Origin of the sequence: Streptococcus gingivalis (genome assembly GCF_035544715.1) — a bacterium.
GTDB classification, from domain to species: Bacteria; Bacillota; Bacilli; order Lactobacillales; family Streptococcaceae; genus Streptococcus; species Streptococcus gingivalis.
On the sequence record NZ_JAYKTO010000001.1, the window covers coordinates 419,386 to 443,362 of the forward strand.

Here is a 23,977-nt window from a genome sequence, read left to right on the forward strand (position 1 = left end):
AAGAAAAACAAACGATATAGTCCATCACTAGTAACAAGAAATACTAGAAGTTGAAAGATATAAAAACATTTAAATGGAAAGCATAGCAATAAACAAAACAGTCAGTAAAACGATGGTTTTGTTGTGTTGTTTCACTTGCTTTCTAATTTCCTCTTTTGACTTTATCCGCAGACGCCCTTTGTATTTTGATTTAGTCATGGAACTTCTAATAAGTTCGCTGACGTCCGTACTCACTTAAGGAAAGTTTTTTATATGACTTTATCTTCAATCTGAGACCGTTAAAACCTCTTTGTTTGAATCTTTCTAACTGAATTGGACACAAAAAATCCACTCACTCAGGGTGAAATGGATTGTTTCTTTATTAACGGTTCAACAAGAAATTGAACAATTTTTCGACAATTTTTACGACCAACCAGCATAAGAATCCGATATAGCTGAAATAGAAAATGAGTGACAAAATCGTAATAATCATGGTTTCCTCCTTCGTCGATTGCAAGTACTTGTCTTATTATACCTTTTTATGCAATCGAACTCAATAGAATTTTGAAAATTGTCTGATTATTCTTTTTCTTCTTTAGCTTCTTTGGTGTCTTGATCGGCTTCTTCACTGCCTTTGTTGACAGCTGTCTTAAATTCAGCAAACATTTTGCCGATGGATTGGCCCAACTCTGGTAGGCGTTTTGGTCCAAAAATCAAGAGGGCGCCCAGGATGATGATGATCAAACCTGGTGCTCCAATATCACGTAAAATTCCCATTAGTTTCTCCTTTTTCTTGAATAGATGACTTTACTGATGGCGACACTGACTTCAAATAAGAGGATCAAAGGGAGTGTCATGGCCAAGTCACTGATAAAGTCTGCAGGGGTTAGCACGACGGCTAAGACCAGCAGAACAAAGTAAGCGTAACGTCGGTAGGTTATTAAAAACTGTGGTGTCAAGATCCCAATCGAGGTCAGAAAAGCGACCAAAACTGGTAACTCAAACAAGACCCCTAAAGGCAAGGTGGTGTGCCATAAGAAGGTTAAATAATTTTGTGCCGTCAATTGGGTATCAAACAGCCCTTCTCCCAAGCGCATCAGGACCTCTAAAATAGCTGGACTGACAAAGAAATAACCAAATGCAAGCCCCAGTACAAAGCAAATAAAGCTAGCTGGGATGTAGGCAAAGACTGCACGCGCCTCCTTCTCCTTCAGAGCCGGCCTTACAAATTGCCAAATCTGGTAGACAATAAAGGGCAGGGTCAGGCTAAAGGCTGTAATATTTGCCAGCGATACATAGATCCAGAGGATATCATTTGGCCCTAGTACCAGCAGTTTTTGATGGAGGCTAGCTGTTAAGGTTTGGTAGAGTTCTCCTCCAAATACAAAGGCTACGATGAAGACGATAATATAACACAAGACCACTGCAATTAATCGTTTTCGAAATTCGACCAAGTGCTCGACAATGGTCATTTTATCTGCTCTACTCTTTGCCATGTTGTCTCACCGTAACGAGTGCGATCAAGGCCACAAAGATACCTTGAGGAAGAAGAACTTCCCAGCTTGGATAGATCCCTACCCAATCGATGGTTGGAAGTCCATTGACCAAATGACTCGGTAGGATATTGGTCAACTGTAGGGCGTGGATGCTGACACCAAGCATCTTGAAGGCCAAGGCGTAAATCAACCACGTCAGAATGAAAAAGATCCGATGAGGTTGGATCGCTTGACTGGCCTTGGTCATCGCCACTGCAATGATGATGAGAACGGCTACGGCAAGCCCGATTCCCAGTAAGAAATTCGCGGTTGTAATCCGTGGAATGATCCCAACGTAGAAGAGAATGGTCTCAGCCCCTTCACGAAAGACTGCTAAGAAACTGAGGGCAAACATAGAAACAAAACTTCCTGTAGCCGTTACAGACTTCATCTGACGGTCCATAAAGGCATTCCACTGTTTGACAGAGGACTTGCTGTGGAGCCAAATTCCGATGAGAATCATCATGACCACAGCGAAAATCCCAACGCCACCTTCAATGATTTCCCGATTAGACCCCGAAGTAACAGCTGGAAATGCTACTTGCAAAACAAGAGCAATCGCTGCACTGGCAAGAACACCCGCAATAGCTCCACCGTAAACCCATTTAAGGCCTTTCCTCATCTTAGCAGCCTTAAGGGTCGTCACAAGTGCCATGACGATCAGAAGGGCTTCTACTCCTTCACGCAAAAGAATCAACATGGCATCAAAGGCGTTGTAAGAAGCTGTCGTATCGATCGCAGACAGGTCTCTGATCAATCCTTGTAATTTCTCTTGATAGGCCTTCTCTTTCCCCTTGACCATAATGACCGGGGATTCGCTCTCTACGCGCGTGTAGAGACTGGGATTGGTCGTGCTGACATCCCCTTCGATAGTTGGCCAGATGGTGATAAACTGCTTCATAGTCGCTGCAGCAGACTTATCGTCGCCGGATTGGAATTGGCTTTGCGCCTTCTCCAAAAGCTTGATCCCATCGTTCAACGTCAAATCCGTACTGGCATTGCTAATGGCTTCTCCTTTTACAAAGGCATCAATCCCATTTTTGAGGTCATCATAAGAGGACTGGATGTTGGTAAAATCGGTAGGCTCTGTTTCAATACTACTGCGCAAAAGCGAAATGGCCGTCTCGATTTTACCATAGTAGGCTGTGCTGTGATCTCTGACCACCGCTTCGTTTCGCGTCCAGGTATTATTGAGATCGGCATAGGTTTGACGAGTTTCATCCAGATCCTTAGCCGTAATGGCCTCTTGTAGGTTCTTAAAGTAAGGAGCGAGGCGACTCACGAGTTTGTCTTTTTCCGCCTCTAAATCGACCGGATTTTGTTCTTTTTCAAAAGCGAGCAAGGCTGATGAGATCTTGGTGAGATCGTCTTTAGTTACCTCCCCTTTTATAGCTAAGGCTTGGCTAACTTTTTTCCCTGCCTTGGAATCATGGTGGTCTTTGGATTCAAAAGCAGCCTGAATCTCAGCGATTAATGCCTTGGCCTTATCCTGGTTCTTATTTTCTACAGCGGTTGTTGCATCTGTAATCTTGATAAAGAGATCGCTATAAGACTCCGCAGCCACTGGATGAGTCCAGAACAAGGCAAGAAGACCGAACAAGATCAAGAATTTATTCAAAGAGTGCTTGACCAAGATACCCTCCTTTCTCAACACCTGCAAAGCAAGCAAAGAGTCCACTTCCGATATGGGTGATGTACTCGTTCATTTTGTCGACTGCGCCCAAGTTGGTTTGGATTTTGACAAAGCTGTTCGGATCCTTTTGAAACGCGATAAAGATCAAGCCGGCATCAAATTGCCCAGTCTGTTCATTGATGCCATCCGAATAGGAATATGACCGGCGTAAAATCGGTCGATCGACTTCTTTGGCTAAACGGACATGTGAATCAACTGGTAGTTTAGATAAATCTACTTCATCAAATTCGTTGGTTTTACCAAAGGGAGCACCGGACTCCTTGTAGCGACCAAAGGTGTTTTCTTGCTCCTGCAAATTGGTTCGATCCCAAGTTTCCAAGTGCATTTGCACTAGGCGAAGAGCCATATAGGAACCACCCTTCATCCAGTCCTTGCTGTCAGTCCAGACGACCTTATCAAAGTCCTTCTCCGTCGTGACATTTGCTGTTCCATCCTTGAAACCAAAGAGGTTGCGCGGCGTTTCTTTTCGGTCGCCAATAGCTGCAAATCCTGATTTGCTCCACTTCATGGTAATGGTATTTCGACCCTTACGAATCAGATTTCGCACCGCATGAAAGGCTACCTGCTCATCATCTGCACAGGCCTGAATGACGATATCGCCACCAGTGTATTTGTCCTGCAACTGCTCCTTTGGAAATGGAGGCAAATCACGAAAAAGTTTCGGACGTTTGGACTCCAAGCCCAGTTTCTTTAGAAAGGAAGCAGAAACCCCAAAAGTCAGGCTCAAGCGATAGGGGTTGAGTCCTACTGTTTCACCTGTATCTGTTGGTGGCAAGAGGGCATTGGCCCCATCTTTTTTGACCAATTCCCCTTCGACTAATTTACTACTGTAATCAGTCCAGTCTTTAAAGAGCTGGATGACTTCTTTTTTGTCCGTCGTGTGAAGGTCTAACACCACCAAGTAGCAAGCCTTCTGCATGGGCGTCGTAATCCCTGCTTGATGCTTGCCATAAAAGGAGATGTCTTCATCCCCATCATAAGCTTTTTTGCTGGAACTGTCCTGATTAGCGAAAAAAGCAGATGCACCAGAGAGGCCCAGCGCTAGACCAGCCCCTCCAATACCTGCTTTTTTAAGAAATTCACGACGGTCCATTTTTTTATCTAAAAATTTTTCGTCAGCCATTTTTCTTATTTCCCATCTAAAATCACACCCATTTGAGACAAAGGTTCACCAAGTTTGGTCACAGCTTCTGCCAATTCCTTGGTATCTTCCTTGGATAAATCTGTGTAAGACTTATAGTTTGAATCATCTGTCATGTGTTTGTCCAATAAAGCATTAACATTCTTAAATTCTGCTTCCAAGGTTTTAACCAATTTGGCATCTTTTTTCTCAATCAAAGGTTTAAAGAGAGAGAAGATCTTTTCAGCCCCTTCAATGTTTGCACGGAAGTCGTAAAGATCTGTATGAGAGAAGACTTCTTCTTCACCTGTAATCTTTTGCGTTGCCACTTCATTGAGCAGATCGACAGCCCCAGTTAGCATCACATCAGGAGTCACATCAACGGTTGCGATCTTAGCTTTCAACTCCTTGATATCGTTCACTAGTTGGTCAGCGTATTTGTCTGTTCCATCTGTGGTATTGTTTTCCCAAAGGATACGCTCAATCCGGTGGAAACCTGACCAGCCATCTTCTGATTTATTTTCATCCACATAATCCACCAAGCGGTAGTCGATCTTGACATCCGATTCCCCGAAGGTTTCAGCAATCGGTTCGGAACGTTCATAGGCCATACGGATCAAGGGATATTGCTTTTTGGCTTCTTCCAAATTACCGTCTTTTAGGGTAGCACGGAATCCTTCTGTATCCTTGAGCAATTGGTCAATTTGCATTTCAACAAAGTCTTTGTATTCAGCTGTCGCATTGTCCAAGGTCTTCTGGTCATCCTTCGACAATTGCACCGTTGAGCTGGTTTGCGTCTTTTGATTCGACTGTTTGCTAGTAGAATTTGCACACCCTGCTAAAAGAGCAACACTCAATAAGAGTAGACTATATTTTTTCATGAAAGACTTCTCCTCATTTGTTCTTGCCCTTATTCTACCAGATATTTTCTCATTTTTCAATAATTGTCTGAAAATTTAATAATAGAAAAGCTTTTCTGAGAATCTGTCTTTTACAAAAGAATATCCTTGACCCGTCCGATTTCGGATTCTTTAACCACCACAAAGATGCTATCTCCAAGATACAAGCGGGTCGCACCATTGACCGTATAGCTCTTACCGCTTCGCATTTGCGTGGTAATCAAGATATCTTGAGGGAGGTGCAGTTCATGGACTTGCTTTCCTGCAATCTTTTCTGATACAGGGATCTCAATTAAAGTTAACTCTCCTTCTTCTTGCGCCTTATCCGGCAACAATTGCTCGAGCATGGCTTCATAGACTGGCGCTCCATGGAAGAGATCCATGATCATATAAGCCAGCAAGGTCACCATACCTAGGGGCATTAAACTGCGAATATCACCGACCATCTCTGTTACCAAGATCATAGCTGTTAATGGCGCTTTTGAAATAGCCCCAAAATACCCACTCATTCCTAAAATGATGAAAAGAGGCAGCTGGTTTTGAGAGATAAAGCCAATGTTTTGGAGGAAGGTTCCAACGATGGCCCCTAAAAGAGATCCTAATGCTAAAATTGGAAGGAAGATGCCTCCTGGCAAGCCACTACCATAGCTCAACATACTCCAGATGAAACGGATCGCAAAATAAAGAAGGATGGTCAGCACTGGATACGGTACTCGAGCCAAATCCAAGACCAATTGATTTCCACCACCAAGAATTTGGGGAAGAAAATAGCCGATTGGAAGAATCAAGACAAAGGCAAATAAAGAAGAATAATGAGAAGGAACATGGAAAATCTTCTCAAGTAAGCGATACAATCGACCGATATTGAGAACCACTATTTCGTAGACATACCCTGCTGCCCCTAAAAAGACTCCAAGAAAAAGATAAATCCAGTACTGAGACAGATGGAGCGGTGGAATATTTTGTGGCATATGAAGCACTGGTGTTTGACCAAAGACATTGAGTGAAATAAAATTAGCCGTCAAACTAGCAGCTAAGGTCGAAATCCAAAAGAAGCGTGAAAAATGATGGTAGACCTCTTCAACCACAAATAAAAGCCCCGCTATAGGTGCATTAAAGGCAGCAGCAAGACCAGCAGCAGCCCCACTTGCAATCAAAGACCGCTCCTCAACCGGGCTGACCTTTAAATGATGGGCCACTCCTTTTCCACCCATTGCACCTAATTGAATACTAGGACCTTCACGACCAAGCATCAAGCCACTTCCGATGGCCAAGACACCTAGAATATACTTCTTCCACAAGGTATCCCACCAGCTCACAGCTAAGAGGCCCTTAAGCTCCGCTTCGACTTGCGGAATTCCTGATCCCTTGATATCCCGATTGGTGCGAATGAGGCGACCAGCAATCAGTACGATCACCCCATAACCCAACAGCATCGCAAACAAATAAAATGGTTGAGTCGACATCTCCTTGTAAACGCCTTGAACAAAATGAAAAATATGTTCGATCAAAAAACGAAAACTCGAGACGATGCAGCCCACTACGATCCCAACCAGAACACCTCTGACAATATGGGCCACAATTGAACTAGAGGCAAATTGAAATTCATTTTTAAAGGCTTCTTCTTTAGCAGACATTCCCTAACTCCTTCAAACTCTTATCCTATTCATTATACCTTATTTCACTGCCTCTGAATACATGGAAAGACAGAAAAAAACAAAACTACCCTTGTTAGTTTTGTTTAGAATGTAAACAAACCATTTTATCAAGTAAAATAAGTTAAGAAATTCTACAAAGAAATATAAATATGTTCTATTTATTATGGAACGAATAAAGAAAAGTCAAAACTTTCCGCTGTGAGAAAAGTGCCTGAAACAATAGAGTTTCAGGCACTCGGAATTATTGAGACCTTAGGCTCAATAATTAGTCATGGAACTTCTACGAAGTTCGCTGACGTCCGTACTCACCTAAGGAAAGTTTTTAATAGAACTTTAGCTATTATTCAGCAGTTAAAGCTGCCATTGTGATGTAGTTGTATGGTTTGTTGAAGTGTGGCAAGAAGAACAAGTCTGTCAAGGCCAATTTATCAATCGTCACGTGTTCTTGAATCGCAAGTGAGAACATGTGGATAGCCATTGAAATGGCGCTATCACGTGATACCATTTGAGCTCCAAGGATTTGACGAGTATCTTTATCATAGACGATCTTGATACCAACTTCATAGTTATCGTGTTTGATAAATTCAGGTTTTTGAAGGTCGTTAAAGCCAGTTTCAGTGGCATTGAAGCCTGCAGCTTTCGCTTTTTCAAGCGTCAAACCAGTTGAAACCATGTGAAGGCCGTAGATAGAGATACCGTTAGAACCTTGAACACCGATTCCTTCTAATTCATGACCAGTCGCATTGTAGGCACCGACAATACCTGAACGAACCGCATTAGACGCAAGAGCGATGTAGCTCATTTCGTTACGAGCGTTATCGAAGATAGTCGCACAGTCACCAACTGCGTATACACCTGGAAGTGACGTTTCTTGTTTCTTATCAACAAGGAAGGCACCGTTGCGGAAGAGTTCGATCTTACCATCAGCAAGAGCTGTATTAGGACGGAAACCAACAGCCAAGATAACCATATCTACATCGAAGGTTTCTTTATCGGTTACAAGGCGTTCTACCTTACCATCTCCTTCAACCGCTTGAACCGTTTGTCCAAGTGCCAAACGGATGTTGTGGTCTTCCAAGTTTTTCGCCATGATGTCAGTGAAGTCTTTGTCGTAGTAGCCATTCAAGACAGTGTCCACGATATCCACCAAGACAACGTCTTTACCAAGACGTTCGAAAGCTTCAGCAAGTTCAACACCGATGTAACCACCACCAACTACGGCGATACGGTTCAAGTGTTTGCTGTTGTCTTTCAATTTTTCGATGACTTCTTCAGCATTTTGGTACAATTTAACGAATTGAAGATTTTCAAGTGTTGCTTTGAATTCGCGGTTACCAGGTACGATTTCAACTCCTTTAATTGGAGGAATGATTGGTGTTGATCCAGTCGCAAAGATCAATTTTTCGTAAGATTCTTTGTGTTCTTTCCCATCAACTTCCGCTGTTACCACTTTGTTATCATAGTCAATTGAAAGAACAGGAGAGTTCATGTAGACTTTCGCACCTTTTGCTTCCAATTTTTCTTTGTCAGAGTAGAAAAGACCTTCAGGACCATCGATTTGTTCACCGATCCAAAGCGCCATCCCACATCCAAGGAATGAAATGTTTGAGTTTTGGTCAAAAACCACAATTTCATTTTCATTTCCAAAATTATCTAACATAGTGTTGATACAAGCTGTTCCGGCATGGTTTGCCCCTACAACAACGATTTTACTCATAGAATAAATCCTACCTTTAATTTAATTTACTTCTTGAGTATATCATAAAAATGATATCGGTTACAATTATTTTGCTCAGAATTTGTGATCTTTTTTTCAATTTTCCAGAAAATCACACTTCACATGTTTCAAAAAATGTCAAACAATATGCTCGAAAGGATTGTGAAAACGATATCTTTTTGATATACTGTAAGTGAGTGAAAATAGGAAAGGATAGATTTTTAGTGGACCTAAGTAGTCGATCCGAACGTTTGATGGGAACGACCATCACTGTTTCGATCTGTCACCCACAAGCGAATGAACTCTTAGCCCGCTGCTTTGAGCTTCTTCGCTCCTACGAACATCGCTTCAGTGCTAATGATGCAAGTTCTGAACTCATGGAGGTCAATCACCAAGCTGGTATTGCTCCTGTCCAAGTTCATCCAGATCTTTTTGAACTGATTGCATTAGGTACCTTGCATAGTCAAGCTCAAGACAGCCATTTAAACATTGCCATTGGTCCTCTTGTACAGACCTGGCGAATTGGATTTTCAGATGCTAGACGTCCCCAGCAAGGGGAAATTGATCAAGCCCTGGCCAAGATCGATCCTCACCAAATCCAGCTCGACCCAGAAAACCATACGGTCTTTCTGACGCGTCCTGGAATGAAGATTGATTTGGGAGCCTTGGCTAAGGGCTATAGTGCAGACTGCATTGCGACCTTTTTAAAGAGCCAGGGAGTAACAGATGCCTTGATCGATCTTGGAGGAAATATCCTCACTGTCGGTCAACACCCCGTCAAACAACAGCCCTGGCGGATTGGCATTCAAAATCCTGTCGAAAAAAGAGGTCAGCACCTACTGGTCCTCTCAGTTAAGGATAAATCTGTTGTCACCTCTGGCATCTACGAGCGTCATTTAGAAGTTGACGGCCAGTCGTTTCACCACATCTTTGATAGCGCGACGGGCTATCCGGTTGAGACAGACTTAGCCAGTATCACCATCATATCTGATCGATCCGTAGACGGGGAGATATGGACTACCCGCCTGTTCGGGGAATCTCCTGCTTCTATCCTCAACACTGTTGAATCACTTCCTGGTATAGATACCTTATTGGTTTCTCAATCAGGCAAGATCGCCTATACAAGTGGGCTTCAATCTTATTTATAATTCTCCTATCAGAAAGGAATTTTCCATGATAAAACTTATTGCGATTGTGGGGACAAACTCCAAACGTTCTACAAACCGTCAACTGCTTCAATACATGCAAAAACATTTTGCTGATAAGGCTGAGATCGAATTGGTTGAAATTAAAGATATCCCTGTCTTTAACAAACCAGCCGACAAACAAGTTCCTGAAGCTGTCTTAGATATTGTTGCAAAAATTGAAGAAGCTGATGGGGTCATTATTGGAACTCCAGAATACGACCACTCTATTCCAGCAGTCTTGATGAGTGCACTCGCTTGGCTCTCATACGGAGTCTTCCCATTGTTGAACAAACCGGTCATGATTACTGGGGCATCATACGGTACGTTGGGATCTTCACGCGCCCAACTCCAACTTCGCCAAATCTTAAATGCTCCTGAAATTAAAGCGAATGTCTTGCCAGATGAATTCTTGCTCTCCCATTCATTGCAAGCCTTTGATCAAAATGGAGACTTGGTGGATTTAGATGTCATTCAAAAATTAGATGCCGTCTTCAATGATTTCCGTGTGTTTGTAAAAATCACAGACAAATTGCGCAACGCCCAAGAATTACTTCGCAAAGATGCTGAAGAATTTGACTGGGAAAACTTGTAAGATAGGAGACATACTAGCATGAAATTTGTTGGACTTGTAGGATCGAACTACGATCAATCATATAACCGTAAACTTTTGGAATTCATTCGCCGCCAATTTAAGATCAAATTTGAATTGGAAGTTCTTGAAATCGACGAAGTTCCAATGTTTAATCAAGATGAAAAATGGGACGAAAGTTTCCAATTACGTCTTTTATATAACAAAATCACTCGTGCAGATGGTGTCATCATTGCCACTCCAGAGCACAACCATACGATCTCTGCTGCTCTCAAGTCTGTTCTTGAATGGCTATCTTTCGAGGTGCATCCATTTGAAAACAAACCGGTTATGATCGTCGGTGCTTCTTACTATGATCAAGGGACTTCACGCGCACAGGTTCACCTCCGTAAGATCCTTGATGCTCCAGGTGTCAATGCTTATACCCTTCCAGGAAATGAATTCCTTCTTGGAAAAGCAAAAGAAGCTTTTGACGAAGACGGCAATATCATTAACGAGGGAACCGTCAAATTCCTTGAAACCTGCTTGGATAATTTTATGAAATACGTTGAGGTTGTATCTAAATTGAAAAAACCAAAACCAATTGAACCAGAAGACTTGGATTGTAATCATCCAATCGCTACAACTGTTACTGAAGTCGATCCTGACGATCCAGATTGGGTAGAAAAAGTAGCTGAAATCACTGGTGCCGTTTCCGGCGATACCTATGTCAAACTCGACCACGGTATCCTAACCGTTAACCAAATTGATATGTTCTTAAAGGCTATGCCATTTGAATTGACCTATGCCGATGATAACAACCAATTCCTCTACTACAACAATGCCCATCAAGATCCTGATACCATGTTTGCCAAACGCGTGCCACCTCAATCAGGAAGCCGGATGTCAACCGTTCATGGTTCCCTACCACCAGCACGTATGAAAAACGTGGAATGGGTTATTGGTACCCTTCGTAACGGTAACCAAGACTATGTTCGGACCATTGTTCCAGGATCTCCTGAGGGTGTGATCAACACTCACAACTACCAAGCTATGTACTATGAAGATGGTTCATACGCTGGTATCAATGAGATTGTCTTCAACTTCAAACCATGGTTGGACTGGTACCTACAAACAACAGGACAACGTCTAGTTGGCGGAAGCGGTCCATTTGCTCCTGCTGGTGGACACGGTAGTGCAGATGCAACTTCTGGTGCTTCAGATGCTGGAGGACATGGTGACGGAGGGCACGGAGATGCCGATGCCACTTCTGGTGCAAGCAACTAATAAAAAAATGAAGCTTCGTGCTTCATTTTTTTATTGTAAGTCTTTGATGATCTTCTTAGCATCTTCGTTTGAAATTGCCCCTAATTGGACATGTCCAATTTTCCCATGACTGTCTATAAAGACTTCTGTAGGAATAGAGCGAACCTGATAATCTGCAAATGCAGAACCGTCTGGATTGTACAAGACCGGTACGGACTTGTAATCTTGTTGATCAAACCATTTGACGAATTCTTCTTCTGTTTTTTCACCTTGGAGTCCTGGTGCCATAATGGTCAGAATTTCAAAGTCTCTATCCGTATCCTTGACCAATTTCTCTAGTTCAGGCATACTTTGCCGGCAAGGGCCACACCAGGTTGCCCAAAATTTCAAATAAACCTTCTTCCCTTTGTAGTCTGAAAGTTTAACCGTATTCCCCTTCATATCCTTTAGTTCAAAGTCACTAGCGTCTTTTCCTACCAAAGCATTCTTATTCGTTGTTGTATTCATTGTTGGCTGATTGTCCATACTACTCTCACTGGATTGATTCATGGAACAAGCTGACAGCAAAGCTAAAGAGAGAACTGAGAAACAAGCGTATTTAATACCTTTCATCATGTGTTATACCTCCGGATTATTTTATGAAAAGATAGATGACAAACTGTTCAATTGTCCCAAGAGTAAGAGAATTCCCATTAGAATAATGATGGCTCCGCCGATTTTCTTCAGCAATAACAAATGGGGTTTGAGACGATTAAAGTAAGGTAAGACCAGACTAGATGCTAAGGCCAAAAGTAAAAACGGAAGAGCCATTCCCAATGTATAAACAAGGAGATAAATAGCTCCCATAAGAGCATCTTGCCCATCTGATGCTGCTAAAGCAAGAACTGATCCTAATACCGGACCAATACAAGGCGTCCAACCAAAACTAAAACCAAGACCGAGGAGAAAAGCTGAAAACAACTCATTCTTCTGTTTGTTGGCTCCAAAATCCATTGTTTTTTGCTTCTCAAGGAAATGAAAGTGAAAGACTTCCATCTGATGAAGACCAAGGATAATGATGAGGGCTCCCATCAGATAACGGAACCAATTGGTGTACATGATCTTTCCAAGTAAGCCCGCTCCAAAACCAATGAGGAGGAAAATAACAGAAATACCAGCAATAAAACATAGGGTTTTCAGCAAGCCATGCCAGCGAATTTTTTTCCCGAACAATCGGATAGCCTTTTCCTGATCACTTCCTAGCAAGATTCCAATATAAACCGGCAGCAAAGGAAAGACACAGGGAGAAAAGAAAGACAGAATACCCGCAAGAAAAACTGTCAATGAAAAAATGATTGGATTCATAGTTCACTCCGTATATTGATATGCTACATTCAGTATAACATTGATTGACCTATAATAAAAATTTCTGCTACGTTCTTTTGCTATATTTTGGATTTAGGTACTAGTTTCAAAAGAAAAACCCTAAAGCACAAAACTTTAGAGTTTCTAATATACTTATTCTTCTGCCGTTTGTTTATTTGGTAATACGAGCGATAAAAGAATCCCGATAACTACTGGAACCAACCATGGAAGAGATTGAGCTGCAAATGGAAGCAAAGCAATCCCCTTTTCTACTAGTGAAATTTTAAAGGTACTTGCCAGAACACTTGCAAGAGAGACCAAGCTGGCCAAGAAAATAGTCAGTTGCATTCCTGGTTTTGAAAGAGCCACAAATTTATTCACTATCACAATCAATACAATGGTAATGGTGATTGGGTAAAGAATCATCAAGACTGGCAATGAGAAAGCAATAATGGCATTCAAGCCTAGGTTGGCAATCGCAAAACCAATCAAAGTGAAGACACTTGCATAGACCTTGTAAGAGACCTTAGGGAAGGTGCTATGGAAGAATTCACTGGTAGAGACGATTAAACCAGCGGTTGTGGTAAAGCAAGTTACCGTCACCATTCCTGCTAGGAAAATCTGAGCAGTCGGACCAAAGATCGCTTTGGTTGCTTCTGATAATACATACACCCCTTTATTGGTATCAGATGCCATAACAGAAGCCGGAATTGGAAAATGATTCCCCAGAAATCCTAAACCGATATATAGCACACTAAAACCAAGGGCTACGACAATTCCAACCAACCAAATAGTCTTGATATATTCTTTCTTACTTGAAAATCCAAGTTGATTCAAGGTCGTCACTGCGATCACACTAAAGGCAACAGATGCCAAGGCATCCAAGGTATTGTAGCCCTCTAAAAATCCTTGCCCAAAGGCAGAAGCCTGATAGGCTTTTGTGGCCACCATTGGAACATGTCCACTGTATTTTAAAGCTCCCAGAACGACCAAGATCAAAATAAGAATCGCAAAGATCGGGGTCAAAATACGACCGATTCGATCTAGAATCTTAGATGGATTCAAAGCAATCAGAAAGGCAAGCAAAAAGTAGACCAGGGTAAAAATGAAAAGTGCTAAACTGGCATTCATTCCACCTAATAAGGGGGCTGTCCCCACTTCGAAAGATACCGTCGCCGTTCTTGGAATGGCAAAGAAAGGACCAATCGAAAGATACAGCGCAACTAAGTATACAATTGCGAAAACAGGTGAAATCTTACGAGAAATCTCATCAATATAACCTTTGGGATTGAGTGTCCCGATAATCAAGGTCACAATGGCAATTCCCACTCCTGAAAGGACAAACCCAGCAATAGCTGGCCAAAATTGATTACCCGATAAAGCACCAAGAGTCGGCGGGAAAATCAGGTTTCCAGCACCAAAAAAAATACCAAACAGTAATAAACCTGTCAGGGAACCTTTTCGTAACATACGATCTCCTTAAAAAACGATAATCTTAACTTTATCAAATTCATTTGAAGAATGCAACTTATTTGTATGAACAATCCGCTATTTTTATCAGTCATTATGGTACAATGGATGTAAGATTTTACGAGGGGCAAAACATGTATCTATATCTATTCTGGTTATTTCCAGCTCTTATCTTTTTATTGTTCTTTATGAGTGATCGCAGAAGGCTTTTCAATGCTTATCTCTTTTCGATAAACTTGGGGCTTTTTCTACTGATTTCTGCATTTTTACTAGTCGTTCGAACTGAGTTATGGTTTAATCAACAAATTGCAATGATTGTCTTTGTGGTGATTTCCATCCTCGTTTTTCTCAGCATTATTTTCTCATCTATCTTTCTCCTTTTTAACGGACGTCAAATGATGGCTTTTGAAGGAAAAAGGCTGGCCAACCTCCTCTCTCTGCTCTATGGGCTGTTTATTATCGGAGCTTTGGCACTACATTTTCTACCCTATTTCCCAGGGAATGACATCCTCATTTATCTGACTGACTTCGCCCTGTTTTACATGACTTTTCTCTACCTCTCTTATGTATCCTATGGGACTTTTTGCAATCTCTTTCCAGTTCGCAAAGAGCCAGACGCCATCATCATCCTTGGCTCAGGTTTGATCGGAGACAAGATTCCCCCACTCTTGGCCCAGCGTCTTGAGAAGGGAAAGGCCGTCTATGAGCAGTTCAAGAAACGACCAAAGTTGATTGTTTCTGGTGGTCAAGGGTCAGATGAGCTGATCGCTGAGGCGGAAGCTATGGCCAGATACTTGATGGAACATGGGGTGCCAGAAGACGCCATTCTCATCGAGAATCGCTCTCGTACTACTTTTGAAAACCTGACCTTTAGCAAGCGTATCCTTGAAGAAGAGGGGCTTGGCAAGAGAGTCCTTGTGGTGACCAATTCTTTTCACGCGCTCCGTGCAGGTGTCTTTATGAGACGATTGAAAATACCTGGTCGAAGTATCGGTTCAAGAACAGCCTTTTACTATCTCCCATCCGCTTGGATTCGAGAAACCGTTGGCTTGGTTTCACTTTATTGGAAATGGCATGTTACCTTCCTAGCTTTTCTATTTCTGCCTTGGTTCTTTACACAAATCATGAAACTGATTGAGTTCTTCATTAAATATCTAAACTAAAAGAGAGTGGGACAGAAATCGGTAATTCGTTAGAATTCGATTTCGTCGTCCCACCTCCGCACAGTTGAGTAGGGCTGTAAAAGCTGATGAAATCAGCGTAGTAGAGCCCACTCAACCACTGCGTCTTGCTCGACAATCCAAAAATAATTGAGAGGCTAGGACTTTTGTCCCAGCCTCCTTCTTGTCTAGTGGTCACTAAAGCGTCTATATTTAATGCGGAAATCGAAATAATTTTCTTCCTGCAGTTTACGGAAAATATCGCGATAAGCCTCTTCGTCAAAGTGGTCACCCCGATAGAGAATTTCAAAGCTCAGTCCTTCGTATTCTAAAAAGGCATTGGCAGTTTTAAATCCATTTCGCTTATAGAAATCCATCCGAGACTGACGTTGCTCTAGATTGTCACATTCTTCATCCAAACGTTCCACTTCAAGAATCATGGTTCTTTGGTAAAATTCTACCAATTTTTCAATGATTTCTTGACCATAACCGTGGCTACGTAGGTGGGGCATAATGGCAAAGAAGCTAACATAAAAAGCTTTCTGGTTATAGATAGAAAAAGCAAATCCTACAAATTCTTCTTCGTTATAAAAAGCAAAAAAATTAGCATCGTCATTGTCCGTATAACGCAGGTATTCCGACATAGGGACTCGCTCTTCTTCTGGGAATGCCTCGATATTCAGCCTCTCGACCTTGTCCAGATCTGGGAACGTTTCCGTAATTAATTTACTGGTTAAGCTCATAAAAGCCTCCTTTTCTGCCCTGATTATACCAAAAAATGTAAGGGCCTTCAACTATCGACGCTTGTCGCTGGTTCCTGAAGTTGGTATAATGACACTATGAAAAGAATTCAACGTGTGGATCTCATAGATGGTCCTATTTTACCCGCTCTTTTGAGTTTCGCCTTTCCTATTCTTTTATCCAATATCTTTCAACAACTCTACAATACCTCGGATGTTATGATTGTGGGGCGTTTTTTAGGTCAAAAATCATTGGCTGCCGTTGGAGCAACCTCTGCCATATTTGATTTGATCGTTGGATTTGCTGTCGGTGTTGGAAATGGGATGGGGATTATTATCGCGAGAAATTATGGAGCCAAAAACGAAGACCAATTACGAAAATCAGTCGCCGCAACTGCTATTATTGGTGGCATCCTCAGTCTCTTTGTGATCTTCATTGGTGCTGTTGGACTTTTTCCCCTGCTCCAATTTTTAGGGACCCCATCAGCAATTGTGTCTCAGTCTTATCTCTATATCTCCACTATTGTCAATGGTGTGGCTGTGACCTTTGCCTATAATCTTTGCGCTGGACTTCTTAGAGCTGTTGGCGATAGCATAGCGGCACTCTACTTCCTGATTATCGCTGCCGTTCTCAATATTCTTCTCGATCTTTATTTTATTACCCAACTCCATCTCGGAGTCCAATCCGCTGGAATTGCGACCATTATTGCCCAGGGTATTTCGGCCCTTCTTTGTCTTCTCTATATTCGTAAGAAGGTCCCTTTTCTGCTCCCGCATCGCAAGGATTTTGTTTGGGACAAGGAGCTTTATCAGGATCTGCTAAGTCAGGGCCTTGCCATGGGCCTCATGACTTCCATCGTTTCGATTGGAACGGTTATCCTCCAATCCGCTATTAATCAGCTTGGAACAACCATTATCAGTGCACAGGTCGCAGCCCGTCGTATCATGTCCTTTGCCGTTTTACCGATTACTGCTATCGCCTCAAGTATCACAACCTTTATCTCGCAGAATTTTGGCGCAGAGCAATTCCAGCGGATCAAAAAAGGCGTTACCATTGCCAACCTTCTTTCTTGGGTTTGGTCTGTCTTGGTTGCTGCTCTTCTATTCTTCACAAGTCCGTCTTTAACCAGCTTTATTTCCGGCTCGACAAATCCTGATCTCATTGCAAATGCCAGTCTTTATCTCCAGATCAGCTCTTGCTTTTATCCTATTTTGGCGAGTCTCATCATCCTGAGAAATGCCCTACAGGGAATGGGTAAAAAATTAACCCCACTCACATCCAGTTTTATTGAATTGTTTGGAAAAATTTTCTTCGTTCTGTGGATTATTCCTCACACCGGCTACATGGGGGTCATTCTCTGCGAACCCCTTATCTGGATTCCCATGACCCTACAGCTCATCATAATCTATCGAAAAATCAGGTACCAACTCCTTACTGAATAATGATTGATTAACAAGACCAAAACAACTTCTGCTCATTTGAACAGAAGTTGTTTTTAGATATCTAGCTATTAGAACAAACCGATGGCTGTTCCATCATCAGCCACATCCATATTCAAAGCAGCTGGACGTTTTGGTAAACCAGGCATGGTCATGACATCCCCAGTCAAAGCGACAATAAAGCCTGCTCCCAATTTTGGAACCACTTCACGGATAGTGATTTCAAAGTTTTCAGGAGCTCCCAAGGCATTTGGATTATCAGAGAAGCTATATTGTGTTTTGGCCATACAGATTGGCAACTTATCCCATCCATTTTTCACGATTTGGGCAATTTGTGTCTTGGCTTTCTTCTCAAAATTCACCTTAGTACCGCGATAAATTTCTGTAACAATCTTTTCAATTTTTTCTTCAACAGAAAGGTTATTATCATACAAGCGTGTGTAGTTAGCTGGACTTGTTTCGATGGTTTTAACCAAGGTTTCAGCAAGGTCAACTCCACCGTCCGCACCATTCGCCCATACACTTGCAAGTTCAACTGGCACATCAATTTCAGCACACAATTCTTTCAAAGCAGCAATTTCTGCTTCTGTATCAGTGATAAATTCATTGATGGCAACCACTGCAGGAATGCCAAACTTACGGATATTTTCAACGTGACGTTTCAAGTTGGCAAAACCAGCACGAACAGCTTCTACATTCTCTTCAGTCAAAGCATCCTTGATCACTCCACCGTTCATCTTAAGAGCACGGAGAGTCGCTACAATCACAACCGCATCTGGTGATGTAGGCAAGTTTGGAGTTTTAATATCAAGGAATTTTTCAGCGCCAAGGTCAGCCCCAAAACCAGCTTCTGTAATCGTATAGTCGGCTAAATGAAGAGCTGTCGTCGTTGCTAACACAGAGTTACATCCATGGGCGATATTGGCAAATGGACCACCGTGAACAAAGGCAGGTGTACCATAGATGGTTTGAACCAAGTTTGGCTTGATCGCATCTTTGAGGATCAAGGCAAGTGCCCCTTCCACTTCCAAATCACGGACATAGACCGGGCTACGATCATAACGGTAACCAATCACGATGTTGGCCAAACGACGTTTCAAATCTTCAATATCTGTCGCCAAGCAAAGGATGGCCATAATCTCAGAAGCAACGGTAATATCAAATCCGTCTTCACGCGGAATCCCATTTAAAGGACCGCCAAGACCGACAGAGACATGACGAAGAGCACGGTCATTCAAGTCCACTACTCGTTTCCAGATAATCCGACGTTGGTCAATACCTAGCTCATTTCCTTGATGCAAATGATTATCAATCAATGCTGAGAGAGCGTTATTAGCCGTTGTGATCGCATGCATATCCCCTGTGAAATGAAGGTTGATGTCTTCCATCGGTAGAACTTGGGCATAGCCACCACCAGCAGCACCACCTTTAATCCCCATAACTGGACCTAAAGAAGGTTCGCGAATGGCAATCATGGTTTTTTTACCGATTTTATTCAAAGCATCTGCTAGACCAATGGTAATGGTTGATTTCCCTTCTCCAGCTGGAGTTGGGTTGATCGCAGTGACTAAGATAAGTTTTCCTACTGGATTTTTCTCAACTTTACGAATCTTATCAAAGCTCAATTTTGCCTTGTATTTTCCATACAATTCAAGATCATCGTCAACCAAACCAATTTTCTTAACAACGTCCACAATCGGTTGGAGTTCAATGCTTTGAGCAATTTCGATATCTGTTTTCATAAGGGACTCCTTTATATTTGATAGATCTATTATACCTAAAATTCGCGAAAATAACATGGTTTTTCCACCTTTTGAATCGAACGTTCGTTTTTTATCTAAATTTTATGGCTATACATAGTTAATCCTAATAGCTTCAGAACTTTACTTACGTATCTTTTTTGTGTAAAATAAGCATATGCATATTTTAATTACATCAGGTGGGACGAGCGAAGCCATTGATAGTGTTCGTTCGATCACCAATCATTCCACCGGGAGCCTAGGGAAAATCCTTGCAGAAATGGCTCTTGCAAAGGGACATCAGGTGACCTTGATCACAACGCCTACCGCGCTTAAACCCGATCCTCATCCACAGCTTCGACTTCTATTGATCCAGAATGTCGAAGAACTTCTCACACAAATGAAAACGGAAGTCCCTCATCATCAGGTTTTGATTCACGCTATGGCAGTCTCAGACTACACACCTGTTTACATGACAGGCCTTGAGGAAGTTGAGAAGGCTCAAGACCTTCATAGCTTTATCCATCGCGAAAATCAGGAAGCGAAAATTTCTTCCAAAGAAGAATACCAAGTGCTCTTTCTAAAGAAAAATCCCAAGATTATCTCGCTCGTCAAAGAATGGAACCCTGCTATTCAACTGATCGGCTTTAAGCTTTTAGTCGACGTTTCTTCTGAAGAGTTGATCCATGTAGCGCGTGAAAGCTTGGTTAAAAATCATGCCAGCATGATCGTTGCCAATGATCTGACCAAGATTCAGAACGGTCAGCATCAAGCCTATCTAGTGACAGATGATCAGGTCCTAGAAGCTTCTACGAAAACAGAAATCGCAGAGGCTATCCTACGTTATATCAAATAAAAAGGAACATATGACACACATTACTTTAGCGGTTACCGGTAGTATTTCCGCCTATAAGGCTGCTGATATTACCAGCCAACTAACCAAATTGGGAATTGAAGTGAAGGTCCTCATGACTCCTTCAGCCCAAAAATTTATCACCCCTTTAACCTTGCAAGTTCTTTCAAAAAACCAAGTAGGGCTAGATGTTATGGTGGAAGACGATCCACGGCGGATCGAGCACATCGACATTGGGAAAGAAACTGACCTCTTTCTTGTCGCGCCAGCCAGTGCCAATACCATTGCTAAATTGGCTATGGGACTGGCAGATAATATGGTCACAAGCACAGCTCTAGCCTTGCCACAAAGAACTAAAAAATTACTGGCCCCTGCTATGAATACAAAAATGTTAGAACATCCCGCTACCCAACGAAATCTAAAGCTCTTACAAGACTATGGTTACCAGATTATCCAACCTCGTGATGCTGTTCTTGCTTGTGGGGACAAAGGTGCTGGAGCTCTAGCGCCTGTAGAAACTATTGTAGAAACTGTTAAGGAGAATTGTTTATGAGAAAATCATCTTCTATTTCACGAATTGCCATCTTTTTTGCGGTGATGATCACCATTCACTTTGTGACGTCCTTCATTCTGCAATTTGTTCCATCAGGCATTCAACCAACCTTGGTTCATATTCCTGTCGTGATCGCCTCTATCATATACGGTCCACGGATTGGAGCTATCTTAGGACTTCTCATGGGACTCTTTAGCCTCACTATGAATACCCTGGTTATAACACCCGCTAGCTATCTCTTTAGTCCCTTTGTCCCTCACGGGAATCTCTACTCCCTTATCATTGCCATAGTCCCTCGGATTCTCATCGGAGTAACCCCATACTTCGTCTATCGCTGGATTCGCAATCGTACTGGACTTGTGATCGCTGGAATTGTCGGCTCTATGACCAATACTGTTTTCGTTCTAAGTGGGATTTACTTCTTCTTTGGTAACAGTTTTGGAGGGGGAATTCAACATTTCCTTGGCTTGATTGTGTCTACTAACTCACTCATCGAAGTCATTGCGACAGTACTCATTACCAGTGCAGTCGTTCCATCTCTTGAAAAATTAAAATAATCTTCCAAGTCAAGACAGATTCGTCTTGGCTTTTTTAATGGTTAAATGCTTATTATTTTTGAAAAGATTTACAATTATAGCTAGAATTTTCTGAAAAAATCTGCTATAATGAAAGCGATTAAATATAACGCAAAAAGGAGACGCTTGCATGACCTATCAAGAAAACTACCAAAAATGGCTCGACTTTGCTGAATTACCAGCTTACCTTCGTGATGAGTTGGTCGCAATGGATGAAAAAACAAAAGAAGATGCCTTCTACACTAACCTTGAATTCGGAACAGCTGGTATGCGTGGATTAATCGGTGCTGGTACCAACCGTATTAATATCTATGTTGTTCGCCAAGCAACTGAAGGATTGGCCCAATTGATCGAATCAAAAGGGGAAGAAGCTAAAAAACGTGGAGTTGCCATTGCTTATGACAGCCGTCACTTCTCTCCTGAGTTCGCTTTTGAATCTGCTCAAGTTTTGGCTGCCCATGGTATCAAATCTTATGTATTTGAAAGCCTTCGTCCAACACCTGAATTGTCATTTGCTGTTCGTCACCTCCACACATTTGCTGGGATCATGGTAACAGCTAGCCACAACCCTGCTCCATTTAATGGATACAAGGTATATGGTGAAGACGGTGGACAAATGCCACCTGCAGATGCGGATGCATTGACAGATTACATCCGTGCGATCGAAAATCCATTCACTGTTCAATTGGCTGATCTTGAAGAAAGCAAAGCTAACGGCTTGATTGAAGTTATCGGTGAAAACGTCGACGCTGAATATTTGAAAGAAGTGAAAGGCGTTAACATCAACCAAGACTTGATCAATGAATACGGTCGCGACATGAAGATTGTCTACACTCCTCTTCATGGTACAGGTGAAATGTTGGCTCGTCGTGCTCTTGCACAAGCTGGATTTGAAGCAGTTCAAGTTGTTGAAGCTCAAGCTGTTCCAGACGCTGACTTCTCAACTGTTAAATCTCCAAATCCTGAAAACCAAGCTGCTTTTGCTCTTGCTGAAGAACTTGGCCGCAAAGTAGACGCTGATGTATTGGTTGCAACTGACCCAGATGCAGACCGCCTTGGTGTTGAAATCCGCCAACCAGATGGTTCTTACCTCAACCTTTCTGGTAACCAAATCGGAGCGATCATTGCTAAATATATTCTTGAAGCTCACAAAACAGCCGGTACTCTTCCTGCCAATGCTGCTCTTTGTAAATCCATCGTATCCACTGAGTTGGTGACCAAGATTGCAAAAAGCTACGGCGCAACCATGTTTAACGTCTTGACTGGTTTCAAATTTATCGGTGAAAAAATCCATGAATTTGAAACACAACACAACCACACTTACATGCTTGGTTTTGAAGAAAGCTTCGGTTACCTCATCAAACCATTCGTACGTGACAAAGACGCTATCCAAGCCGTTCTTATCGTTGCTGAAATCGCAGCTTACTACCGCTCACGTGGTATGACTTTGGCAGATGGTATCGAAGAAATCTACAAACAATACGGCTACTTCGCAGAAAAAACCATCTCTGTTACCCTTTCAGGTGTGGATGGAGCTGCTGAAATCAAGAAAATCATGGATAAATTCCGTGGCAATGCTCCTAAACAATTTAACAATACAGACATTTCTAAGACAGAAGACTTCTTGGAACAAACAGCTACTACTGCCGACGGCGTTGAAAAATTAACAACTCCTCCAAGTAACGTATTGAAATACATCTTGGCTGATGATTCATGGTTTGCTGTTCGTCCTTCAGGTACCGAACCAAAAATCAAATTCTACATTGCTACAGTTGGTGAATCTGAAGCAGATGCTAAAGAAAAAATTGCGAATATCGAAGCAGAAATTAATGCTTTTGTAGGCTAAAACATGAAAAGCTCCTCAATGGAGCTTTTCTCTTTCTTTCGTAGCAAATACCAGCGATTTTTTAGAAAATATGGCATACTAGATTTAGAAGAAAGCGAGGTAATCTCATGGAACAATTTTTAGAAGATATTAAAGATCTTGAAGTTACAACTGTAGCGCGTGCGCAAGAAGCGATCGATCAAAAAGAAACAGCAACCTTCTTTATCGGACGCAAGACTTGTCCTTACTGCCGGAAGTTTGCTAGTAAGTTAGCAACTGTCGTAGCTGAAACAAAAGCTCATATCTACTTCATCAATAGTGAAGAACCAAGTCAGCTAGACGCATTACAAGCCTTCCGCTCAACTTACGGTATTCCAACTGTCCCTGGATTTTTACATGTTGAATCCGGCGAAGTCAATGTTCGTTGCGACTCTTCCATGTCTGAAGAAGAAATCAAAGCCTTTGCTCATTTATAAGAAAAAATAGCTAGAGATGATTCTCTAGCTATTTTTCGTTCTCAATAAAAATTGTCAAAATCTTTTAATCGAACTATTTTAATAAATCTTCTTTTCTTTTAAGAAAAATATTGGAAATTCATGCTCCTCTAGCCTATCATCAAGATTAAAGCGTTTTGTAAACCATTTTCTGTACTTTTC

General features: G+C 42.0%; 22 protein-coding genes. 10 read left to right on the forward strand and 12 right to left on the reverse strand.

Annotated elements, in window-relative coordinates:
- Nucleotides 1-558: 558 nt before the first annotated feature.
- From SM122_RS01980 to nox, 7 genes are all read right to left on the reverse strand, one after another.
- Complete coding sequence (locus SM122_RS01980) at nucleotides 559-756, reverse strand: Sec-independent protein translocase subunit TatA/TatB (RefSeq protein ID WP_003007243.1); 198 nt, start codon at nucleotides 754-756, stop codon at nucleotides 559-561.
- Nucleotides 756-1,475, reverse strand: coding sequence for a twin-arginine translocase subunit TatC (gene tatC, locus SM122_RS01985; protein WP_195327140.1), 720 nt, complete (start codon nucleotides 1,473-1,475; stop codon nucleotides 756-758). The genes SM122_RS01980 and tatC overlap by 1 nt, the downstream gene beginning before the upstream one ends.
- Nucleotides 1,462-3,147 carry an FTR1 family iron permease gene (locus SM122_RS01990; protein ID WP_195327139.1) on the reverse strand — a complete coding sequence of 562 codons (1,686 nt, stop codon included), beginning with the start codon at nucleotides 3,145-3,147 and terminating at the stop codon, nucleotides 1,462-1,464. The genes tatC and SM122_RS01990 overlap by 14 nt, the downstream gene beginning before the upstream one ends.
- Nucleotides 3,125-4,330 (reverse strand): iron uptake transporter deferrochelatase/peroxidase subunit, encoded by a 1,206-nt coding sequence (gene efeB, locus SM122_RS01995; RefSeq protein WP_155169198.1) that lies wholly within the window; start codon nucleotides 4,328-4,330, stop codon nucleotides 3,125-3,127. The genes SM122_RS01990 and efeB overlap by 23 nt, the downstream gene beginning before the upstream one ends.
- 5 nt (nucleotides 4,331-4,335) lie before the next feature.
- Nucleotides 4,336-5,208 (reverse strand): iron uptake system protein EfeO, encoded by an 873-nt coding sequence (gene efeO / locus SM122_RS02000; RefSeq protein ID WP_049474923.1) that lies wholly within the window; start codon nucleotides 5,206-5,208, stop codon nucleotides 4,336-4,338.
- Nucleotides 5,209-5,318: 110 nt separating this feature from the next.
- Complete coding sequence (locus tag SM122_RS02005; RefSeq protein WP_155169196.1) at nucleotides 5,319-6,863, reverse strand: ClC family H(+)/Cl(-) exchange transporter; 1,545 nt, start codon at nucleotides 6,861-6,863, stop codon at nucleotides 5,319-5,321.
- 361 nt (nucleotides 6,864-7,224) lie between these two features.
- Nucleotides 7,225-8,601 (reverse strand): H2O-forming NADH oxidase, encoded by a 1,377-nt coding sequence (gene nox, locus SM122_RS02010; protein ID WP_003001563.1) that lies wholly within the window; start codon nucleotides 8,599-8,601, stop codon nucleotides 7,225-7,227.
- 224 nt (nucleotides 8,602-8,825) lie between these two features.
- Here nox and SM122_RS02015 point away from each other — a divergent pair, with 224 nt between their 5' ends.
- The 3 genes from SM122_RS02015 to SM122_RS02025 are packed head-to-tail and all read left to right on the forward strand — an operon-like array spanning nucleotide 8,826 to nucleotide 11,643.
- Complete coding sequence (locus SM122_RS02015; RefSeq protein WP_324250316.1) at nucleotides 8,826-9,749, forward strand: FAD:protein FMN transferase; 924 nt, start codon at nucleotides 8,826-8,828, stop codon at nucleotides 9,747-9,749.
- Nucleotides 9,750-9,774: 25 nt separating this feature from the next.
- Entirely contained in the window at nucleotides 9,775-10,380 is a 606-nt protein-coding gene (locus SM122_RS02020; protein ID WP_023918073.1) for an NADPH-dependent FMN reductase, read from the forward strand.
- A gap of 18 nt (nucleotides 10,381-10,398) precedes the next feature.
- Nucleotides 10,399-11,643, forward strand: a complete 1,245-nt coding sequence (locus SM122_RS02025) for an NAD(P)H-dependent oxidoreductase (RefSeq protein ID WP_023918071.1) — start codon at nucleotides 10,399-10,401, stop codon at nucleotides 11,641-11,643.
- Between the two features lie 30 nt (nucleotides 11,644-11,673).
- Here SM122_RS02025 and SM122_RS02030 read toward each other — a convergent pair whose 3' ends face one another.
- The 3 genes from SM122_RS02030 to brnQ all read right to left on the reverse strand — a co-directional run bounded on the left by SM122_RS02030 (nucleotide 11,674) and on the right by brnQ (nucleotide 14,436).
- Entirely contained in the window at nucleotides 11,674-12,237 is a 564-nt protein-coding gene (locus tag SM122_RS02030) for a TlpA family protein disulfide reductase (protein WP_080976928.1), read from the reverse strand.
- A gap of 21 nt (nucleotides 12,238-12,258) precedes the next feature.
- On the reverse strand, nucleotides 12,259-12,966 hold the full coding sequence (gene ccdA2, locus SM122_RS02035) for a thiol-disulfide oxidoreductase-associated membrane protein CcdA2 (protein WP_049473243.1): 708 nt from the start codon (nucleotides 12,964-12,966) through the stop codon (nucleotides 12,259-12,261).
- A 153-nt stretch (nucleotides 12,967-13,119) separates the two neighbouring features.
- Nucleotides 13,120-14,436 (reverse strand): branched-chain amino acid transport system II carrier protein, encoded by a 1,317-nt coding sequence (brnQ, locus tag SM122_RS02040; RefSeq protein WP_155169194.1) that lies wholly within the window; start codon nucleotides 14,434-14,436, stop codon nucleotides 13,120-13,122.
- A 134-nt stretch (nucleotides 14,437-14,570) separates the two neighbouring features.
- Here brnQ and SM122_RS02045 point away from each other — a divergent pair, with 134 nt between their 5' ends.
- A complete protein-coding gene (locus SM122_RS02045) occupies nucleotides 14,571-15,599 on the forward strand; it encodes a YdcF family protein (RefSeq protein ID WP_155169192.1) in 1,029 nt (342 codons plus the stop codon).
- Between the two features lie 185 nt (nucleotides 15,600-15,784).
- On the opposite strand, the gene SM122_RS02050 is transcribed toward SM122_RS02045, so the two are convergent.
- A complete protein-coding gene (locus tag SM122_RS02050) occupies nucleotides 15,785-16,339 on the reverse strand; it encodes a GNAT family N-acetyltransferase (protein WP_195327137.1) in 555 nt (184 codons plus the stop codon).
- 96 nt (nucleotides 16,340-16,435) lie between these two features.
- Here SM122_RS02050 and SM122_RS02055 point away from each other — a divergent pair, with 96 nt between their 5' ends.
- Nucleotides 16,436-17,779 (forward strand): MATE family efflux transporter, encoded by a 1,344-nt coding sequence (locus SM122_RS02055; RefSeq protein ID WP_195327136.1) that lies wholly within the window; start codon nucleotides 16,436-16,438, stop codon nucleotides 17,777-17,779.
- A 68-nt stretch (nucleotides 17,780-17,847) separates the two neighbouring features.
- Here the strand turns inward: SM122_RS02055 and SM122_RS02060 are convergent, their stop codons facing one another.
- Nucleotides 17,848-19,518 (reverse strand): formate--tetrahydrofolate ligase, encoded by a 1,671-nt coding sequence (locus tag SM122_RS02060; protein ID WP_195327135.1) that lies wholly within the window; start codon nucleotides 19,516-19,518, stop codon nucleotides 17,848-17,850.
- A gap of 175 nt (nucleotides 19,519-19,693) precedes the next feature.
- On the opposite strand from SM122_RS02060, the gene SM122_RS02065 reads away from it, so the two are divergent.
- The 5 genes from SM122_RS02065 to SM122_RS02085 all read left to right on the forward strand — a co-directional run bounded on the left by SM122_RS02065 (nucleotide 19,694) and on the right by SM122_RS02085 (nucleotide 23,797).
- Nucleotides 19,694-20,371 carry a phosphopantothenate--cysteine ligase gene (locus SM122_RS02065; RefSeq protein ID WP_195327134.1) on the forward strand — a complete coding sequence of 226 codons (678 nt, stop codon included), beginning with the start codon at nucleotides 19,694-19,696 and terminating at the stop codon, nucleotides 20,369-20,371.
- A 10-nt stretch (nucleotides 20,372-20,381) separates the two neighbouring features.
- The gene (gene coaC, locus SM122_RS02070; RefSeq protein ID WP_195327133.1) at nucleotides 20,382-20,921 is read left to right on the forward strand and encodes a phosphopantothenoylcysteine decarboxylase; all 540 of its coding nucleotides are present in this window, start codon (nucleotides 20,382-20,384) and stop codon (nucleotides 20,919-20,921) included.
- A complete protein-coding gene (locus SM122_RS02075; protein ID WP_195327132.1) occupies nucleotides 20,918-21,478 on the forward strand; it encodes an ECF transporter S component in 561 nt (186 codons plus the stop codon). The genes coaC and SM122_RS02075 overlap by 4 nt, the downstream gene beginning before the upstream one ends.
- Before the next feature lie 148 nt (nucleotides 21,479-21,626).
- Nucleotides 21,627-23,342, forward strand: a complete 1,716-nt coding sequence (locus SM122_RS02080; protein WP_195327131.1) for a phospho-sugar mutase — start codon at nucleotides 21,627-21,629, stop codon at nucleotides 23,340-23,342.
- 107 nt (nucleotides 23,343-23,449) lie between these two features.
- Nucleotides 23,450-23,797: a thioredoxin domain-containing protein gene (locus SM122_RS02085; RefSeq protein WP_195327130.1), complete on the forward strand. Its 348-nt coding sequence runs from the start codon at nucleotides 23,450-23,452 to the stop codon at nucleotides 23,795-23,797.
- Nucleotides 23,798-23,977: the final 180 nt, after the last annotated feature.

What these genes read in the sequence shown, in the direction of transcription:
- SM122_RS01980 (WP_003007243.1), bottom strand. Translation starts at nt 756, where the DNA reads ATGGGAATTTTACGTGATATTGGAGCACCAGGTTTGATCATCATCATC.
- tatC (WP_195327140.1), bottom strand. Translation starts at nt 1,475, where the DNA reads ATGGCAAAGAGTAGAGCAGATAAAATGACCATTGTCGAGCACTTGGTC.
- efeB (WP_155169198.1), bottom strand. Translation starts at nt 4,330, where the DNA reads ATGGCTGACGAAAAATTTTTAGATAAAAAAATGGACCGTCGTGAATTT.
- efeO (WP_049474923.1), bottom strand. Translation starts at nt 5,208, where the DNA reads ATGAAAAAATATAGTCTACTCTTATTGAGTGTTGCTCTTTTAGCAGGG.
- SM122_RS02005 (WP_155169196.1), bottom strand. Translation starts at nt 6,863, where the DNA reads ATGTCTGCTAAAGAAGAAGCCTTTAAAAATGAATTTCAATTTGCCTCT.
- nox (WP_003001563.1), bottom strand. Translation starts at nt 8,601, where the DNA reads ATGAGTAAAATCGTTGTTGTAGGGGCAAACCATGCCGGAACAGCTTGT.
- SM122_RS02020 (WP_023918073.1), top strand. Translation starts at nt 9,775, where the DNA reads ATGATAAAACTTATTGCGATTGTGGGGACAAACTCCAAACGTTCTACA.
- SM122_RS02025 (WP_023918071.1), top strand. Translation starts at nt 10,399, where the DNA reads ATGAAATTTGTTGGACTTGTAGGATCGAACTACGATCAATCATATAAC.
- SM122_RS02030 (WP_080976928.1), bottom strand. Translation starts at nt 12,237, where the DNA reads ATGATGAAAGGTATTAAATACGCTTGTTTCTCAGTTCTCTCTTTAGCT.
- ccdA2 (WP_049473243.1), bottom strand. Translation starts at nt 12,966, where the DNA reads ATGAATCCAATCATTTTTTCATTGACAGTTTTTCTTGCGGGTATTCTG.
- brnQ (WP_155169194.1), bottom strand. Translation starts at nt 14,436, where the DNA reads ATGTTACGAAAAGGTTCCCTGACAGGTTTATTACTGTTTGGTATTTTT.
- SM122_RS02045 (WP_155169192.1), top strand. Translation starts at nt 14,571, where the DNA reads ATGTATCTATATCTATTCTGGTTATTTCCAGCTCTTATCTTTTTATTG.
- SM122_RS02050 (WP_195327137.1), bottom strand. Translation starts at nt 16,339, where the DNA reads ATGAGCTTAACCAGTAAATTAATTACGGAAACGTTCCCAGATCTGGAC.
- SM122_RS02055 (WP_195327136.1), top strand. Translation starts at nt 16,436, where the DNA reads ATGAAAAGAATTCAACGTGTGGATCTCATAGATGGTCCTATTTTACCC.
- SM122_RS02060 (WP_195327135.1), bottom strand. Translation starts at nt 19,518, where the DNA reads ATGAAAACAGATATCGAAATTGCTCAAAGCATTGAACTCCAACCGATT.
- SM122_RS02065 (WP_195327134.1), top strand. Translation starts at nt 19,694, where the DNA reads ATGCATATTTTAATTACATCAGGTGGGACGAGCGAAGCCATTGATAGT.
- coaC (WP_195327133.1), top strand. Translation starts at nt 20,382, where the DNA reads ATGACACACATTACTTTAGCGGTTACCGGTAGTATTTCCGCCTATAAG.
- SM122_RS02075 (WP_195327132.1), top strand. Translation starts at nt 20,918, where the DNA reads ATGAGAAAATCATCTTCTATTTCACGAATTGCCATCTTTTTTGCGGTG.
- SM122_RS02080 (WP_195327131.1), top strand. Translation starts at nt 21,627, where the DNA reads ATGACCTATCAAGAAAACTACCAAAAATGGCTCGACTTTGCTGAATTA.
- SM122_RS02085 (WP_195327130.1), top strand. Translation starts at nt 23,450, where the DNA reads ATGGAACAATTTTTAGAAGATATTAAAGATCTTGAAGTTACAACTGTA.